Here is a 14,333-nt window from a genome sequence, read left to right as displayed (position 1 = left end):
TTGATAATCATAGAGTTAGAGGGCTAAGCAGGAAGTTTTTTAATGTTAGTTTAAAGATATTATTATTTACAATAGAAAAGGCCATTGCAATATTGAAAATTATACAATACTTTTGCAACAGCCTATTTCTTGATAATAAAAAAAGTCCGGGAGTTTTTAGGATCAAACCCTTCCAGACTTAATTATAATTTTTACATCTCTTCGATCATAAGGATAGAATCTGAATTTATCTGATTCTTCTTTCCTCTGATATCTTCATACTCATAGAACCCAGTTCTCTTATTGTACTTGACCTCATCCCTTGCCTCTATAACTGTATTGTCTTTAAGGGTGATTCTCTGCGGACTTGAACATCCCACAAGAACTCCAGCAAGAAAGACTACAGCTGCAATACTCTTTAATCTCATTTTAAACCTCCTACCTTATAACACTCTACATAAAATAGTACCAGAATTCCCCGGAATTTTTAACTTAAATTTTTTTAAAAATAGATGTCTCTTCTTAAAAGAACCTAACCTCATAATAGAATTCACATTCTCTTTCCAGGAGCTAGACTAAACTTATCAATACCTGCTTGACTAACCACCCCAAAGGTCATTTCCCGGTGGATATCTGTAAACTTAACAAAAAAGAGAGACTCTTCATCTCTCTGTAAGTTTATTATGGCGATGAGGGAGGGATTTGAACCCTCGAAGCTTTTACGCTCTACACGCGTTCCAGGCGTGCTCCTTAGCCACTCGGTCACCCCACCATATCTTTCCTGGTACCTAGGACGAGACTTGAACCCATATAGACGGAAGTCCGGCGGATTTTGAGAAATTCTTCTTATTGGTCTTTCATCCCTTGCTTTATGGTACCTGCTGGTGATTTCATCATCACAATAACGCCAGATTACTCGTTTGTAAATATTATAACATATTTATTAAAGAGATGGAAATAGAACATTGACTTTTTAAACTAAATATCGTCTCCTGCGACCAATAATACAGGGAAAAGTAATTACACTTAACAGCTCATGTACCATTAACTTACCATAGGGCAACAGAATTGAGATGATAACCTCACACCATTCATAGTTTATTTCTTACTTTGTAGCTCTTCTCTAATCTCTTTTAAATCCATGGCTATTCCCCTCTGAGTTTTTATGTATGTCACTAACTAAATATACCTTATTTCTTAAGTCAATGTTACTAAAATGATGGTAAATAGCTACTTATTTTATTCATAATAATTCCAAACTTACCAATACTAAAAATAAATACATGTTATTACTTAAGAAGGAAACTAGTAACTAAAATGCTATATTCTTTTAAAGAATTAAGGAGGCATTTTATGAAAATAATCAGTAATAATAATACATTAGAAACCCTTTTACTTAAGCTTATAAAAAAGCATAGTGAAATAAGAATCTCGGTTGCTTGGGCCTCTGCAAAAACCAAAATTTTTGAAACCCTCATTGCTAATAAACATAAATTAAAAACCTCTACCATAGGAATTCATTTCTATCAGACTGATCCCGAATTTTTAGAAGCTTTTGTTGAGAGTAAAGACATTAAAATGCACCCTTGGACAGATGGAGTTTTCCACCCCAAGGTATATTTTTTTTCCACAGATGAAAAGTGGGATGCTATTATTGGAAGTGCCAATCTAACAAATGCAGCTTTTACAAAAAATAGTGAACTAAATATTCATATATCTCACGAATCAGACACAGACAATCACTTAGTTAAAAAACTTTTAGAAAATATAGAGGGTTACTTCAAACAAGGTGAAACAATAACCTCAGATTACCTTACTGGTTATAAAGGTCTATGGCGTAAAAATAAATCTCATAGGGATAAGCTTTCTGGCAACTATGGGTCTTCTCAAGTAAAAAAACCTGTATTAAAAAGTGAAATTATGAAAACTCATTGGAAAGATTATGTTGAAAGAGTAAAAATAGACCCCTATCATAGCATAGATGAACGTTTATACTTACTCAGAATAATGAGAGAGAGCTTCTTAAAATATAAAAAGTTTTCTGATATACCTACTAATATAAGAAAGTTAATTGCAGGGCTTCCAGATGGTGTGCACGATAATTGGGGATGGTTTGGTAGTATGATAGGAGCTGGACGTTTTAAAAATAGAATTCATAACAATAATAAATTCATATCTGAAGCGTTAGATTATATTCCTTTAGAAGGTGATATTTCTAAAAGTAATTATTTAGACTTTATTACTGTATATAAAAAAGCTTTTCCTGAAGGAGGAGACGGCATAGCAACTGTCACTAGATTGCTCGCTATGAAAAGACCAGATATCTTTGTATGTATTGATACACGGAACAGAGTCTCTATGTGTAAAGACTTTGGAATAAAATCCTCATTATCTTATAATGAGTACTGGGATGAACTTATTACTAGGATTCAAGATTCATTGTGGTGGTCTGCCAAGGAAAGAGTTAAAGATAAAGATAAAAGAATCTGGAATAATCGAGCTGCACTTTTGGACTGTATATTCTATGACGAAGATGCATAAATCAATTAAAATTTAAAAGACTGGTAAATCCAGTCTTTTTTACATTAAGTTTTATGAAATAAATCGACCTCTCCACCTTTGGTTCAAGAACTCAATTGAAAAGATCTATCTTATGATGTAGCAAGTTAACAAGTCAAATATAAAGAACATCCTTTCAGGTGTCGTTTAAGAAACTTATCTATACTTCCTATCCTTCTGTGGTGGCTTTATTTGAAGTAGTTCTATATGATTAAGGTTCATCTCTTTTACTCTGTCTTTAGCAGCTTTCACGAATTCATCATCTAAAGCCTCTGGGGAATGGGCATCTGAATTTACGATTACCTCTATATCCCTGTAGTTATCCGATACATACTTCCAGAAATTATCATTGGGATAGTCTCTAGTGTTGTCATATCTCAGACCATTGGCATTATATTCTATGGGCATGTTGTGTTTTCTACACGAGGCCAGTATGTCCTCTGTTACTATTTCACAGTGCTCGTCCCACTGTGGATAGCTGGCCATAAATAAATCAGGATGGGCTAGGAAGTCGAATATACCGCTTTCTATACCCTTTACCACACGGTCTCTGTACAGGAATAGCTCTTCCTCGTGGAGTAAGGAAAGGGAACCAACTATCTCTCCCTCCTCTTTAAAAAGATAGTGGTGGCCTAATATGAGATAGTCTGTTTTCTCTTTTAACTTCAGATAGTAATCGTGGGAGTCTTCAAAGTATTCGCACTCTAAGCCCTTCAATAGTTTTATATCCTTGAAAGTTTCCCTTACCTGGTCTACCTCTTGGAAGTATTCTGGAAGATCTGAATAATCCATCCTGTCCCAGGATAATCTGCCATCTTTATAAGGTACATGGCAGCTCATTCCCAGTTCGCTCATCCCTCTTTCCACAGCAAATCTCACATAATCTGCTATTTTTCCCTCTGCGTGCTTACACCTATAATGGTGGGTATGATAATTTGTTTTCTTCAATGATTCTCCTCCTTAGCTCTCGGGCAAAGTTACTACCCCACTATATTTTGTTTCTCTTAGGGTTCTTTCTTACACTTATTCTAATTTTATTTGTGGCAAGTTAACGATTCATATATAGATGACCCTTAAGAGATCACTTCAAAAACTTATCTATACTCCCAACCCTTCTATGGTGTCTCTAAGGCTCTTGTTCTCCATATTAACATATCTCTTTAATCATTTCCATGGTTGAGTGCCCTATTATCCTCGCAACAAGGTACGAACTGATTAAATCTACGTCGATATTCCCCCTCCAGACTTGACCAGTATTGCGTTGTTCTTTTAGGGTCTGAGACGCAAATATTAAAAAAAGGAATCCTAAGATTCCTTGTACGTTCATTATGGCGATGAGGGAGGGATTTGAACCCTCGAAGCTTTTACGCTCTACACGCGTTCCAGGCGTGCTCCTTAGCCACTCGGTCACCCCACCATATTTTTTTCCTGGTACCTAGGATGGGACTTGAACCCATATAGACCGAAGTCCGGCGGATTTTGAGTCCGCTGCGTCTACCAATTCCGCCACCCAGGCTTTCGTTACCTTAATAATATAGCTTATTCCAGAAGTTTTGTCAACAAAAAAATAAATAATCTCCAAGGTTTGTGCCACAACTTTTTTTATGTTAAAATATGCAACAGATATTAAAATAAAAATAATGAGGTTGAAGTAATGAAAATAACTTTAAAAAAAGCTTTAAAATACCTGTCTATGCTGGTATTGTTAGTGGTTTTAGCTGGAGGGGCGGGCACAGGCTTTTTAATTCACAAAGCCTATCAGAGCCTGCCAGACGTAGAGAGGCTGGTGGAGGACTACAATGCTTCGGTACCTACAGTTATCTACGACAGTAACGGTGAGGTAATTGACTTGATCTACAGAGAGATAAGGGAGGAAGCCGGTGCAGAGGAGATTCCTGCCCATGTAAAGAATGCTTTTGTTGCCATAGAGGACAGAAGATTCTACTCCCACTATGGTCTGGATCCCATAAGACTTCTTAAGGCGGCCATGGTAAATATCAGTCAGGGAAGATCGGCCCAGGGTGGAAGTACTCTTACCCAGCAGCTGGCTAAAAACGCCTTCTTATCCCATGAAAAGAGGCTTATGAGAAAGGTTAAGGAAGCTCTTATAACTATTGAGATAGAGAGAAAGTATACCAAGGAGGAGATCCTGCAGAAGTACCTAAATGAGATATACTTCGGTTCAGGAGCCTATGGGATTAAAACTGCAGCCCAGTCCTTCTTCGGAAAGGACGTTAGTGAGTTAAACCTTGCTGAAGCAGCTATGCTTGCAGGAATTCCAAACAGGCCTAACCTCTATAATCCCAGAACAAGGCTTAATAATGCTATAAAGAGGGAGACGCTTATATTAAATCAAATGTATAAGTTTGGATTTATAGGGAAGGAGGAGCTGGATAAAGCTCTTGCCCATAACTTTATAAATGAAAAGGATCTTCCAGAGGACTATATCTCAGACCTAGGAACAAGTGTGGTGCTCAATCAAAGAAGCCAGAGAAAGCTCAGAACCCCAGACTTTACAGATATAGTTCAGAAGCAGATCTTTAGTATGTATGATGAGAACCTTGTATATGAAGGAGGACTAAAGGTATATACCACTCTGGATCTTCAGATGCAGAAGGCTGCCCAGGAGACCTTCAGGGAGTACAAGGCATTTAAGGACAATAAGGACCTAGAGGGAGCTATGATCACCATGGATTCCAGCAATGGTCATATAAAGAGTATCATCGGAGGAAGGGACTTCAAGGAGGGAAACTTCAACAGAGCTATAATGGCCAAGAGACAGCCGGGATCGGCCTTTAAGCCCTTTGTATACTTTACTGCTCTGCAGATGGGGTATCCTATGAACTATGTGGTAGAGGACAGCAAGGTAAAGTATGGAACATGGGAGCCTAGAAACTACGGTAAGCAGTTTAGAAAGAACTTTACCATCCTGGAAGGTATGGAGCGTTCTATAAATATAGTGGCCATTAAGGTTCTCCAGGAGATAGGAATTAAGAATGTAAAGAAAGTGGTGGATTCCACTGGAGTAAAGATGAATATTCCAAACAACCTTACAACAGCCCTTGGAACTATGGATCTTTCACCATATGATCTGGCTACTGCCTACCTGCCATTCTCCAATGGAGGATACAAGGTGGATCCTGTGTTTATAACCAGGATAGAGGACAGATACGGAAAGGTTATCTATGAAAACCCTATAAAGAGGGAGAAGGTCTTTGAGAGCGAGGATGTTTCCCTTATAGTTCATATGATGAAGGATGTAGTGACATATGGTTCCGGTAGAAATGCCAGAGTAAAGGGTAAGGACGGAAAGTATATAGAGCAGGGTGGTAAGACAGGAACAACCAATGAGTTCAGAACAGCCTGGTTTGCTGGAATCACTCCGAACCTAGTTACAGTTCTCTATGTAGGTAAGGATGACAATACCTCAATGGAAAAGGCAACTGGAGGAAGTATTGGAGCTCCCCTTTGGGGGCAGTACTACCAGAAGATGGTAGATGAGGATATCTATCTTCCTGGAAAGTTCACCTTTATAGAGGAGCACCTTAAAAACGGAGATCTGGTGGAGAAGAAGATCGATTCTAGATCTGGTCTTATCTCAGACAACACATCTTCCTTTGTAAGGAAAGCACTCTTTAAGAGGTGGCAGCTTCCTGTGGAGGAAAACTCAAAGTACTCCCAGGGACTTGAAAAGTTCTTTAGAAGAGAGGAGATGATCCTGGATAGGATATCTCCAGAGGAGCTTGAGAATATCGAAACAGATAAGAGGCTCAGAGACTCCAACGATGTATTCAATGAGTTATTCGACAGATAAAAAACAAAAAGAGTTTCGTCCTTAGGGCGAAACTCTTTTTTTATTTACAGTCTGGATATGCACTTTAGGTTTTCACTGTTGTAGATGTCTTTTCCCTTGGAGGTGTACATAAACTCTAGCTTTTCCTTATAGGTCCGAAGAATCTTTAGACGGACTATCTTGAGGGTTGAGTTTAAGAGCCCATTTTCCTCTGTAAACCCCTCTTCTAGGAGGCTAAAAGCTGAGGGAAGCCATCTGGAGGGAAAGGTCCCCTTCCGGTCTCCATACCTGTATCTTTTGATCTCCTCCTCTATAACCTTGATAATCAGACGCTGCCCCCTCTCATCTCCAAGAGTGAGCTTCTTTCTCTTTAACAGTTCTTTCACCTGGTAGGAATCCAGAACGATGAGAGCTACTGTATAGGAAGACTGATTATTGTAGAGTATCATTTGAGAGATAAGTGGGGAGGAGGAACAAATGGTTTCCTCTATCCCCTCGGGACTGTATTTTTCCCCATCATCTCCTATGAGAAGGGTTTTCTTCCGCCCCAATACATAGAGAAACCCCTCTCCATCCAGATATCCAAGATCCCCTGTGTGGAGCCACTCTTCCCTTATGACCTCCCTGGTTGAATCTGGATCCCTCCAGTAACCCTTCATTACATTTTCTCCCCTGACACATATCTCCCCCCTCTCCCCTGGAGGAAGACTCACTCCCTCCTCACTGCAAATCTTTATCTCCATATCCTTTACAGGAATTCCCGATGATCCCAGCTTGAATCTCCCGGGAGCATTGGCAGAGATTACGGGAGCTGCCTCTGTAAGGCCATACCCCTGATAGATGGGAAGGCCTATGGCTGAGAAGAAGGTCTGCATCTCCAGACTAAGAAGGGATCCTCCTCCTATAAAAAACTTAAGCCTTCCCCCAAATCCCTCCCTTATCCTACTGAAGATTGTCCTGTCAAAGAGGGTATAGAGGGGTTTAACAAGAAACTTTCCTATGGAAGTTTTGTTAGAGCTACTATCTCTATAGTAGCAGGATATGGCAAGAGCTATATTAAAGACAACCTTCGTTAGTCTTCCCCTGGCCTCTATAGATCTTTCAATGTTTTTTTTGAAGTTCTGGACAAGGGAGGGAACGGTAAGTAGAAAAACTGGTTTTATCTCCCTTATATTCTTGGGGATGTTCTTCAGGGTCTCCATCTTCGTCTCCCCCACCTCCACAGAGGCTATACTGGCTCCGTTTTTCATAAGGGTATATATCCCTGCTGTATGAGCAAAGGAGTGATCCCACGGAAGTATGAGAAGAGAGGTATACCACTCTGGTATTGAGATAACTGCTGAGGACTGCTCCACATTGGTTATATAGTTTTTATGGGTAAGAACTATTCCCTTGGGGTTTCCAGAGGTTCCCGAGGTATAGCATATACTTGCGGGGTCCTCCTCTCCTACCTGTTCACTTCTCATAAGTAAAGCAGCTGAACTCACAGAGAGATATACCTCTCCCCTTCTATAGACCTCATCTATTGAAGTGATCTCTCTTTCTGCCGTCTCTATAGTATCCAGATGTATTATTCTTTTCAGGTGGGGAAGCTTATCCTTGATAGCAAGGATCTTTTTCAGGTGATTTTTGGAAACCACTATGGTGGTACACTGGGCGTGCTTCAGACGCCCTATGAGATCTGGAAGCTCATCTATCTTAGTTGAAATGGGAACACTTACTGCACCGGCATAGAGGATACCAAGCTCCGTGATAATCCACTGGGATCTCCCCTCAGATACAATGGATATGGTTTCTCCCGTCTCTATCCCCATATCCATAAGGCCACCGGCAAACTTCATCACAAGACGTGAGACCTCTCTGTAGGTGATCCCCCTATATTCTCCTCCTTGCTTTTCCCACACCAATATATTGTCTCTATATCTTTTCACACTCTCCTCAAATAAGTGTATAATGGTTTTCCTCTTCATCCCATTCCTCCCTGAAGTAGTTTTCATAACTAATTATTACCCTTGAGTGGGAGGTATCCTTTTAGAAGAAAATAAAAAAAAGCTTCCCAGAGGAAGCTTTTAAAGTCTTTCTATATCTTTTGAAGTTCTGGATCTCTTCTAATAGATGGCAGTTCTACCTTGGATATGGCGGTCCCAACAAGAAGAACAATAATTCCCACTACATTGATAAGCCCAAGGTACTCTCCCATAAAGAAGTTACCTATAATAGCAGTAACAGGGATCTCAACTAGAGCTATAATTCCAGCCTTGGCAGGAGCGATATACCTTACAGCTGCTGATAGGAAACCATAGGATAGTGCTGTAGGAATAACTCCCAGTACAACAGCCACCAGAAGAAGCTTCCAGCTGAAGTATGTGAAGATCACTCCAAAACTCATGAAGGGAATAAGGAAGACAGATCCCACTAGAAAGCTATACATTAATATTCCAAGGGAATTGCACTCTACAGGTACTCTTTTGGAAAATACAGGGAAGGCTCCAAAGGCCATTCCAGATATAAGACCTATTCCAAGTCCTGTACTGTTGCTGTTTAATACTCCTATATCTCCCCCTGTAACTACAAGAAAACACCCGTAGAAAGCTATAGTAAGAGCAAGTCCCTTAAGGAAGGTAAACTCCTCCTTGAAGATAATCCTAGATAGTATAGTTGTAAAAAGTGGTCCCAGACACACCATGATAACCCCTACAGTGGTAGAAGTCATAGACATGCACTTATAGAGAGCTAAACTACTGATCCCCTGACTGATGATTCCGATAAGTGTAGTGTGCTTCAACTCCTCCTTGGAGATCTTCAGAACACTCCTGTCTTTAAAACTAAAGAATACAAACATAGCTAAAAAGGCAAAAAACAGCCTTAAGAAGGCCACTTCAAATGTCCCGACTCCTGTAAGTTTTAGATAGTATGATGTTATTCCCAGTGTACCCCAAGTTGTTCCTGCTAAAAGTGCAAGACCATAACCCATTAATTCCATTTTTTTACCTCCTCAGTATTATTTTTTTAATATTTTTCATTACTTTTTTATGGCAAGACATTATACTTTCAAAAGGGTAAATAAGCAACGAAAATAAGGAGATCAATTATTCAAAAACTTAATAAAACCACGAAAATCAAATATATATTTTATATTCTAAAAATATATCACCTCAATGTATGATCGTAAATAATATTAAAGCTTTAATAAGTGTACATTCAATACTTTTACAGAGTTTTATGAGACTTCATTTCCTATAGGATGAACAAATGATTTTCTTAAGTTTTTCTTAAGTTCAACCTCTATTCATGGGTTTGTAAGGCTATTTTCGAGGATAATTAGCACCCTCTCCCTAGGTAAGCCTCCCCTCTTCATCTGATTTTTTTCCTGTAAATCAATAAAAAAGCTCCCCTTGGGGAAGCTTTTAATGGTATTTTTACTCTCAATTATTATTCAGCTACAGTAGGGGTAGCTATAAAAGCTCTCTATAAATCTAATCCCTTCCTTAATCAAAATATCGCCCTTCAGATCTTACACCTAATATGTGATCTTCTTCTTTATGCAACAAAAAACAGCGTGACGTAGCATCCCAATAATCACTGGGAGCACTAGTTGCTTCACGTAATTTTTCTATAAATTCTATACTTTACCTAACAAAAAAAGCTCCCGGAGGAGCTTTTAAAAATTATCTAAGCCTTTGAATGAACTACCCTTCTTCTTACTAAAGGGAATTCCCCCTTGGATATGATGGTTCCACAGAGGAGGACCGCTATTCCAACTACATTTATTGTAGTTAAATACTCCCCTAAAAAGAAGTTTCCGATTATAGCAGTAACAGGGATCTCAATCAGGGCAACTATCCCAGCCTTGGTAGGTGTAGTATACCTTATTGCAGCTGAATAGAACCCGTAGGAAAGCACAGTTGGTACAAGGCCGAGAATAACAGCTAGAAGAAGAAGCTTCCAGCTAAAGAATGTAAATAGTGCTCCAAAGTTCGTAAAGGGAATCATAAAGATAGATCCCACCAGGAAGCTGTACATAAGTATTCCCAGGGTATTGCATTCAACTGGAACCCTCTTTGAGAGGATGGGAAAGAAACCATAGGCTATTCCAGATACAAGCCCCACTCCCAGTCCCAGCTTATTGGTATTTAAGATACTCAGATCTCCACCGGTAACCACGAGGAAACATCCATAGAAAGCCAGTGTAAGGGCCAAGCCCTTAAAGAGAGTAAACTCCTCCTTGAAGATGATCCTGGAGAGGATAGCTGTAAAGAGAGGACCCAGACACACCATTATAACCCCTACAGTGGTAGAGGTCATGGAGATACACTTATAGAGAGCAAGACTAGTAAGCCCCTGGCTGATCGTCCCAATTAAGATGGAGTGTTTTACTCCCACCTTTGAAAGCTTCAGCATCTCCCTGTTCCTGATAAAGAAAAATGTAAGCATAGCCAAGAAGGCAAAAAACAGCCTTAAAAAGGCCACTTCAAATACCCCGATTCCAGTAAGTTTAAGATAGTATGATGTTATTCCAAGTGTTCCCCAAGTTACCCCTGCCAGAAGTGCAAGACCATAACCCATTAATTCCATTTTTTACCTCCTTTGATTATTTTTTATAGCAAGATATTTTACTGCTAAGAGAGGAAATAATCAACGGAAATAATGGTATCTACTATTCAAAATAATAATCGAAGGTATATAGATGATATACCCTTTAAATAAAAGGCTGCAAACTCTTAACACTCCTTATAAATACTAGGTTAAACAGGGTTTACATAGGAACCTATCTCAGCTTCAGCACCTCCTCTATGATCTTTTCCAGCTTCTCCAGGTCAACCTCTGGATAGTGAATGTCGTCTATCCAGATATTGGGGGCCGTTTTACACCTTCCCCTGCACGGGGTCTCTATGAGGTCGATCCTGTCCTCGGTGTCCTCTTTAAAGAGAAGCTCCTCTATATGATCTGCCCCCTTTATGGAGCAGTTAAACCCCTTACATACCTCTATTCTTTTTCTGTCTCCTATGAGGAAGGGAAAGAACTCTATGGTCTCCCTTATCTCCTCTGTACTCATGTTGCATAGCTTTCCTATATACTCTATGGCTTCATTAGTTAGCTTACCGTAGTAGCCCTGGGCAGCCAGAAGGATCTCTAAGATATCCTCCCTGGGATCCTCCAGATCCTCTATATATTTTTCTATCTCCTTAAACATATATAATATCTCCTTATAGTTCTTCTTTGACTGTTATTCTACAGTATAAGGGGGAATATATCCATCTCTTTAATGAGGTAAAAAGAAAATCCTCCTTGATATGAGGGTGAGAATATAATAAAATATTTTATGAAATTTTAGGTTATCAGGGGGGAAGAAATGAAAAAACTTACAAAAAAATTTACTCACAGCTGCTCACTGGACTGCTACGACCTGTGTAAGTTTGATGTGTATAGAAAGGGGAAAAGGGTAACAAAGATAATGGGAAGTACAGATAATGCCTTTACCAAGGGAATTATCTGCAGTAAGGGAAGAAAGCATGTGGACAGGCTCTACAGCAAGGACAGGATAAAAACTCCTCTTCTCAAAGTAGGTGACGATTGGAAGGAGATTACCTTTGAGGAAGCTGTTAAGCTTGTTGGAGAAAAATTAACCGCTCTAAAGGCTGCCCATGGTTCCCAGTCGGTAATCCACTATGCTGAATCGGGAGCTGGGGGAGTTCTCAAGGGAATAGAGGATATCTTCTTCAACTTCTACGGAGGAATTACTACTACAACTGGAAGTACTTGCTGGGGAGCAGGAAGTCAGGCACAGAAATACGATTTTGGAGACAGGAGGTCCAGCGATATAGATGATATCTTCAATGGAAAGACTATCATTCTATGGGGAAGAAATCCCTACAACACCTCCATCCACCTCTATGAGAGGGTACTGCAAGCAAAGAAGAAGGGAATTAGGGTGGTTATAGTAGACCCCAGAGTTAATGAGTCAGCCAGAGCTGCTGACCTGCACATCTCACCCAACCCCTCCACAGACGGGGCCCTTGCCATGGCTGTAACAAAGCTCCTTATAGAGGAGAGGGGAGTCGACACCTCATATACAGAAGCCCACATCCACGGGTATGAGGAGTACAGGGAGTACCTGGAGGGTCTTTCCATGGACTATCTCTTGGAGGAGACTGGAGTTTCCAAAGAGGAGGTAGAGACCCTCACCCATATAATAGTTCAGGGAGGAGTATCGTGTTTCCTGGGATATGGAATGCAGAAGTATACCAATGGGGGAAACTCCATCAGGGCAATAGATGCCCTCATGGCTATAAGTAAAAACATAGGAAGAGAGGGAGCAGGGGTCTTCTACTCTAACAGGGTATATCCATCCCTTCTGAATACAGACCCCTATGGAAGTAAAACATATTCTGTAAATTCCCGTACCTTCCAGGTAACGGAGTTTGTGGACTACATAAACAGGATGACTGAAGCCGCTGAAGATCCCATCAAGGCTATCTTTATCAGCAAGTGTAATCCCCTAAACCAGTATCCAAACCTCAACGAATCCATAGCAGCCTTTGAAAAGATTGAGTTTAAGGTATGTATAGACGGCTTTATGACAGATACAGCCAAGTACTGTGATCTTATAATCCCATCTACCAACACTCTGGAGAGTGAGGATATAATATACTCCTCTATGCACAGCCCCTACCTTCTCTACAATGAGAGGATAGTTGAGCCAGAGGATGAGCTTATGGACGAGTACTTTTTCTTCCAGAAGCTGGCTCTGGAGATGGGAATGGAGGAGTATCCTCAGGTAGATAAGAGGACCTATATAGGAAGGATCCTTGAGCCTGTGGGGCTCACAATAGAGGACCTAAAGAGTAAGAGCATCAACCTCAGCAGGGGAGAGGTTGCCTGGGAGGATATGGCCTTCCCTACTCCCAGCGGAAAGATCGAGATCTACAGTGAGAGTGCCAAGGAGGAGGGACAGAGTCCTATCCCGATATATATCCCCTCTCTCAAGAGGAGCGAGGAGTTCCCACTGAGGCTTATAAGTCCCCACTTTAAAAACTCCCTCTTTAGCCAGCACTACAGAGAAAGGGATGGATTATCCAGACTCTATGTGGGAAGAGAAAATATAAGGTCCTACACAGAGGGGGAAAGGGTAAGCCTGTCCTCTAAGTATGGAAGGATAGAGTGTACCATCCACCTGGATGAAACCCTGGGAGAGGATATGGTCTACATGTATGCAGGGTGGAACCACAAGCACGGAAACCCAAATTTCTTGACCTACAATGGTAGCTCAGAGATGGGGGGACAGGTTACCTATTACGATACCTTTGTCAAGATAGGATAGGAAGAGCCTTCTATGAAGACAGAGGGCAGAGCCTCTTACTTCTCTGTTTCAGAAAAGTATAATTTTTTTTTAAAATTAGAGCATGCCTGAGCATGCTCTTTTTCTTTGTAGATTAATCTGCTCCCCAAAATTAAAAAAAAAATTTAAAAAAGGTGTACAACAATCTAAAGTAATTATATTTTTATCATATCAATTGTTTTTTTTTAGAATTTTTGATCTTATTTTAGTTCAAAAATCTAATTTTTAAGGTAAATTTATTTTTGACAATGGTTTTTTTTTGAAATATACTCTTAAAGAATCTAGGGGAAACACTAATAGGAGGGAGATAAAGGATGCATATTCATATAGCTGAAAAGGTACTGAAGGATACGAAGTTTTCTATTGAAAAACATGGAGACAGATTAAAGATCAATGGATATAAGGGTGAAGAGATTACAGGTGAAACCTGCATAAAGTGCTCGTTGAAAACACTCAGGAACAATGAAACAATTTATCTCAATGAACTTGAAGTGGAGAAGAAGTGCAACTGCAAGCCTAGTATCGCACCTCTTATTTCATTTAAGGTCGATGCCACTAAAACAGAGAAGATAACTATAGTATAGAACTAAGACCACACCTTAGAGGTGTGGTTTTTTTTAATTATATGGTATAATTGTCATAGGTTTGTCACAATGATATGGC

11 protein-coding genes and 3 tRNA genes are annotated in these 14,333 nt (G+C 39.9%); 5 read left to right on the top strand and 9 right to left on the bottom strand.

Features of this window, described 5'->3' with window-relative positions:
- Positions 1 to 182, top strand: a 182-nt coding sequence (locus tag QMG11_RS17435; RefSeq protein ID WP_281837602.1) for a hypothetical protein, incomplete at its 5' end; no start/stop codon positions are given.
- A gap of 9 nt (positions 183 to 191) precedes the next feature.
- Here the strand turns inward: QMG11_RS17435 and QMG11_RS17430 are convergent.
- The gene (locus tag QMG11_RS17430) at positions 192 to 407 is read right to left on the bottom strand and encodes a YgdI/YgdR family lipoprotein (protein ID WP_281837601.1); all 216 of its coding nucleotides are present in this window, start codon (positions 405 to 407) and stop codon (positions 192 to 194) included.
- Positions 408 to 663: 256 nt separating this feature from the next.
- Positions 664 to 751: transfer RNA gene (locus tag QMG11_RS17425), tRNA-Ser, on the bottom strand.
- A gap of 581 nt (positions 752 to 1,332) precedes the next feature.
- Here QMG11_RS17425 and QMG11_RS17420 point away from each other — a divergent pair.
- Positions 1,333 to 2,520 (top strand): phospholipase D-like domain-containing protein, encoded by a 1,188-nt coding sequence (locus QMG11_RS17420; protein ID WP_281837600.1) that lies wholly within the window; start codon positions 1,333 to 1,335, stop codon positions 2,518 to 2,520.
- 174 nt (positions 2,521 to 2,694) lie between these two features.
- Here the strand turns inward: QMG11_RS17420 and QMG11_RS17415 are convergent, their stop codons facing one another.
- The 3 genes from QMG11_RS17415 to QMG11_RS17405 all read right to left on the bottom strand — a co-directional run bounded on the left by QMG11_RS17415 (position 2,695) and on the right by QMG11_RS17405 (position 4,054).
- A complete protein-coding gene (locus tag QMG11_RS17415; RefSeq protein ID WP_281837599.1) occupies positions 2,695 to 3,486 on the bottom strand; it encodes a histidinol-phosphatase in 792 nt (263 codons plus the stop codon).
- 381 nt (positions 3,487 to 3,867) lie between these two features.
- A tRNA-Ser gene (locus QMG11_RS17410) sits at positions 3,868 to 3,955 on the bottom strand.
- Between the two features lie 12 nt (positions 3,956 to 3,967).
- Positions 3,968 to 4,054 (bottom strand) — tRNA-Leu (locus QMG11_RS17405).
- 138 nt (positions 4,055 to 4,192) lie between these two features.
- Here QMG11_RS17405 and QMG11_RS17400 point away from each other — a divergent pair.
- Complete coding sequence (locus QMG11_RS17400) at positions 4,193 to 6,352, top strand: transglycosylase domain-containing protein (protein WP_281837598.1); 2,160 nt, start codon at positions 4,193 to 4,195, stop codon at positions 6,350 to 6,352.
- A 44-nt stretch (positions 6,353 to 6,396) separates the two neighbouring features.
- On the opposite strand, the gene QMG11_RS17395 is transcribed toward QMG11_RS17400, so the two are convergent.
- The 4 genes from QMG11_RS17395 to QMG11_RS17380 form a co-directional block, all read right to left on the bottom strand.
- Complete coding sequence (locus tag QMG11_RS17395; RefSeq protein WP_281837597.1) at positions 6,397 to 8,301, bottom strand: AMP-dependent synthetase/ligase; 1,905 nt, start codon at positions 8,299 to 8,301, stop codon at positions 6,397 to 6,399.
- 110 nt (positions 8,302 to 8,411) lie between these two features.
- On the bottom strand, positions 8,412 to 9,314 hold the full coding sequence (locus tag QMG11_RS17390) for a DMT family transporter (RefSeq protein ID WP_281837596.1): 903 nt from the start codon (positions 9,312 to 9,314) through the stop codon (positions 8,412 to 8,414).
- A gap of 689 nt (positions 9,315 to 10,003) precedes the next feature.
- Entirely contained in the window at positions 10,004 to 10,906 is a 903-nt protein-coding gene (locus QMG11_RS17385; protein WP_281837595.1) for a DMT family transporter, read from the bottom strand.
- A 193-nt stretch (positions 10,907 to 11,099) separates the two neighbouring features.
- Complete coding sequence (locus QMG11_RS17380; RefSeq protein WP_281837594.1) at positions 11,100 to 11,525, bottom strand: NADH-quinone oxidoreductase subunit NuoE family protein; 426 nt, start codon at positions 11,523 to 11,525, stop codon at positions 11,100 to 11,102.
- Between the two features lie 159 nt (positions 11,526 to 11,684).
- Here QMG11_RS17380 and QMG11_RS17375 point away from each other — a divergent pair, with 159 nt between their 5' ends.
- Both QMG11_RS17375 and QMG11_RS17370 read left to right on the top strand, forming a co-directional pair.
- Positions 11,685 to 13,652 carry a molybdopterin-dependent oxidoreductase gene (locus QMG11_RS17375; RefSeq protein WP_281837593.1) on the top strand — a complete coding sequence of 656 codons (1,968 nt, stop codon included), beginning with the start codon at positions 11,685 to 11,687 and terminating at the stop codon, positions 13,650 to 13,652.
- 332 nt (positions 13,653 to 13,984) lie between these two features.
- Positions 13,985 to 14,254, top strand: a complete 270-nt coding sequence (locus QMG11_RS17370) for a hypothetical protein (RefSeq protein WP_281837592.1) — start codon at positions 13,985 to 13,987, stop codon at positions 14,252 to 14,254.
- Positions 14,255 to 14,333: the final 79 nt, after the last annotated feature.

The sequence above is a fragment of the Propionigenium maris DSM 9537 genome (assembly GCF_027925155.1).
Classification (GTDB): Bacteria; Fusobacteriota; Fusobacteriia; order Fusobacteriales; family Fusobacteriaceae; genus Propionigenium; species Propionigenium maris.
This window is presented reverse-complemented; position numbering and strand designations above follow the sequence as displayed.

Bases quoted from the DNA above. Each gene is read 5' to 3' on its own strand.
- QMG11_RS17430 (WP_281837601.1), bottom strand. From the start codon at position 407: ATGAGATTAAAGAGTATTGCAGCTGTAGTCTTTCTTGCTGGAGTTCTT.
- QMG11_RS17420 (WP_281837600.1), top strand. From the start codon at position 1,333: ATGAAAATAATCAGTAATAATAATACATTAGAAACCCTTTTACTTAAG.
- QMG11_RS17400 (WP_281837598.1), top strand. From the start codon at position 4,193: ATGAAAATAACTTTAAAAAAAGCTTTAAAATACCTGTCTATGCTGGTA.
- QMG11_RS17395 (WP_281837597.1), bottom strand. From the start codon at position 8,301: ATGAAGAGGAAAACCATTATACACTTATTTGAGGAGAGTGTGAAAAGA.
- QMG11_RS17390 (WP_281837596.1), bottom strand. From the start codon at position 9,314: ATGGAATTAATGGGTTATGGTCTTGCACTTTTAGCAGGAACAACTTGG.
- QMG11_RS17385 (WP_281837595.1), bottom strand. From the start codon at position 10,906: ATGGAATTAATGGGTTATGGTCTTGCACTTCTGGCAGGGGTAACTTGG.
- QMG11_RS17380 (WP_281837594.1), bottom strand. From the start codon at position 11,525: ATGTTTAAGGAGATAGAAAAATATATAGAGGATCTGGAGGATCCCAGG.
- QMG11_RS17375 (WP_281837593.1), top strand. From the start codon at position 11,685: ATGAAAAAACTTACAAAAAAATTTACTCACAGCTGCTCACTGGACTGC.
- QMG11_RS17370 (WP_281837592.1), top strand. From the start codon at position 13,985: ATGCATATTCATATAGCTGAAAAGGTACTGAAGGATACGAAGTTTTCT.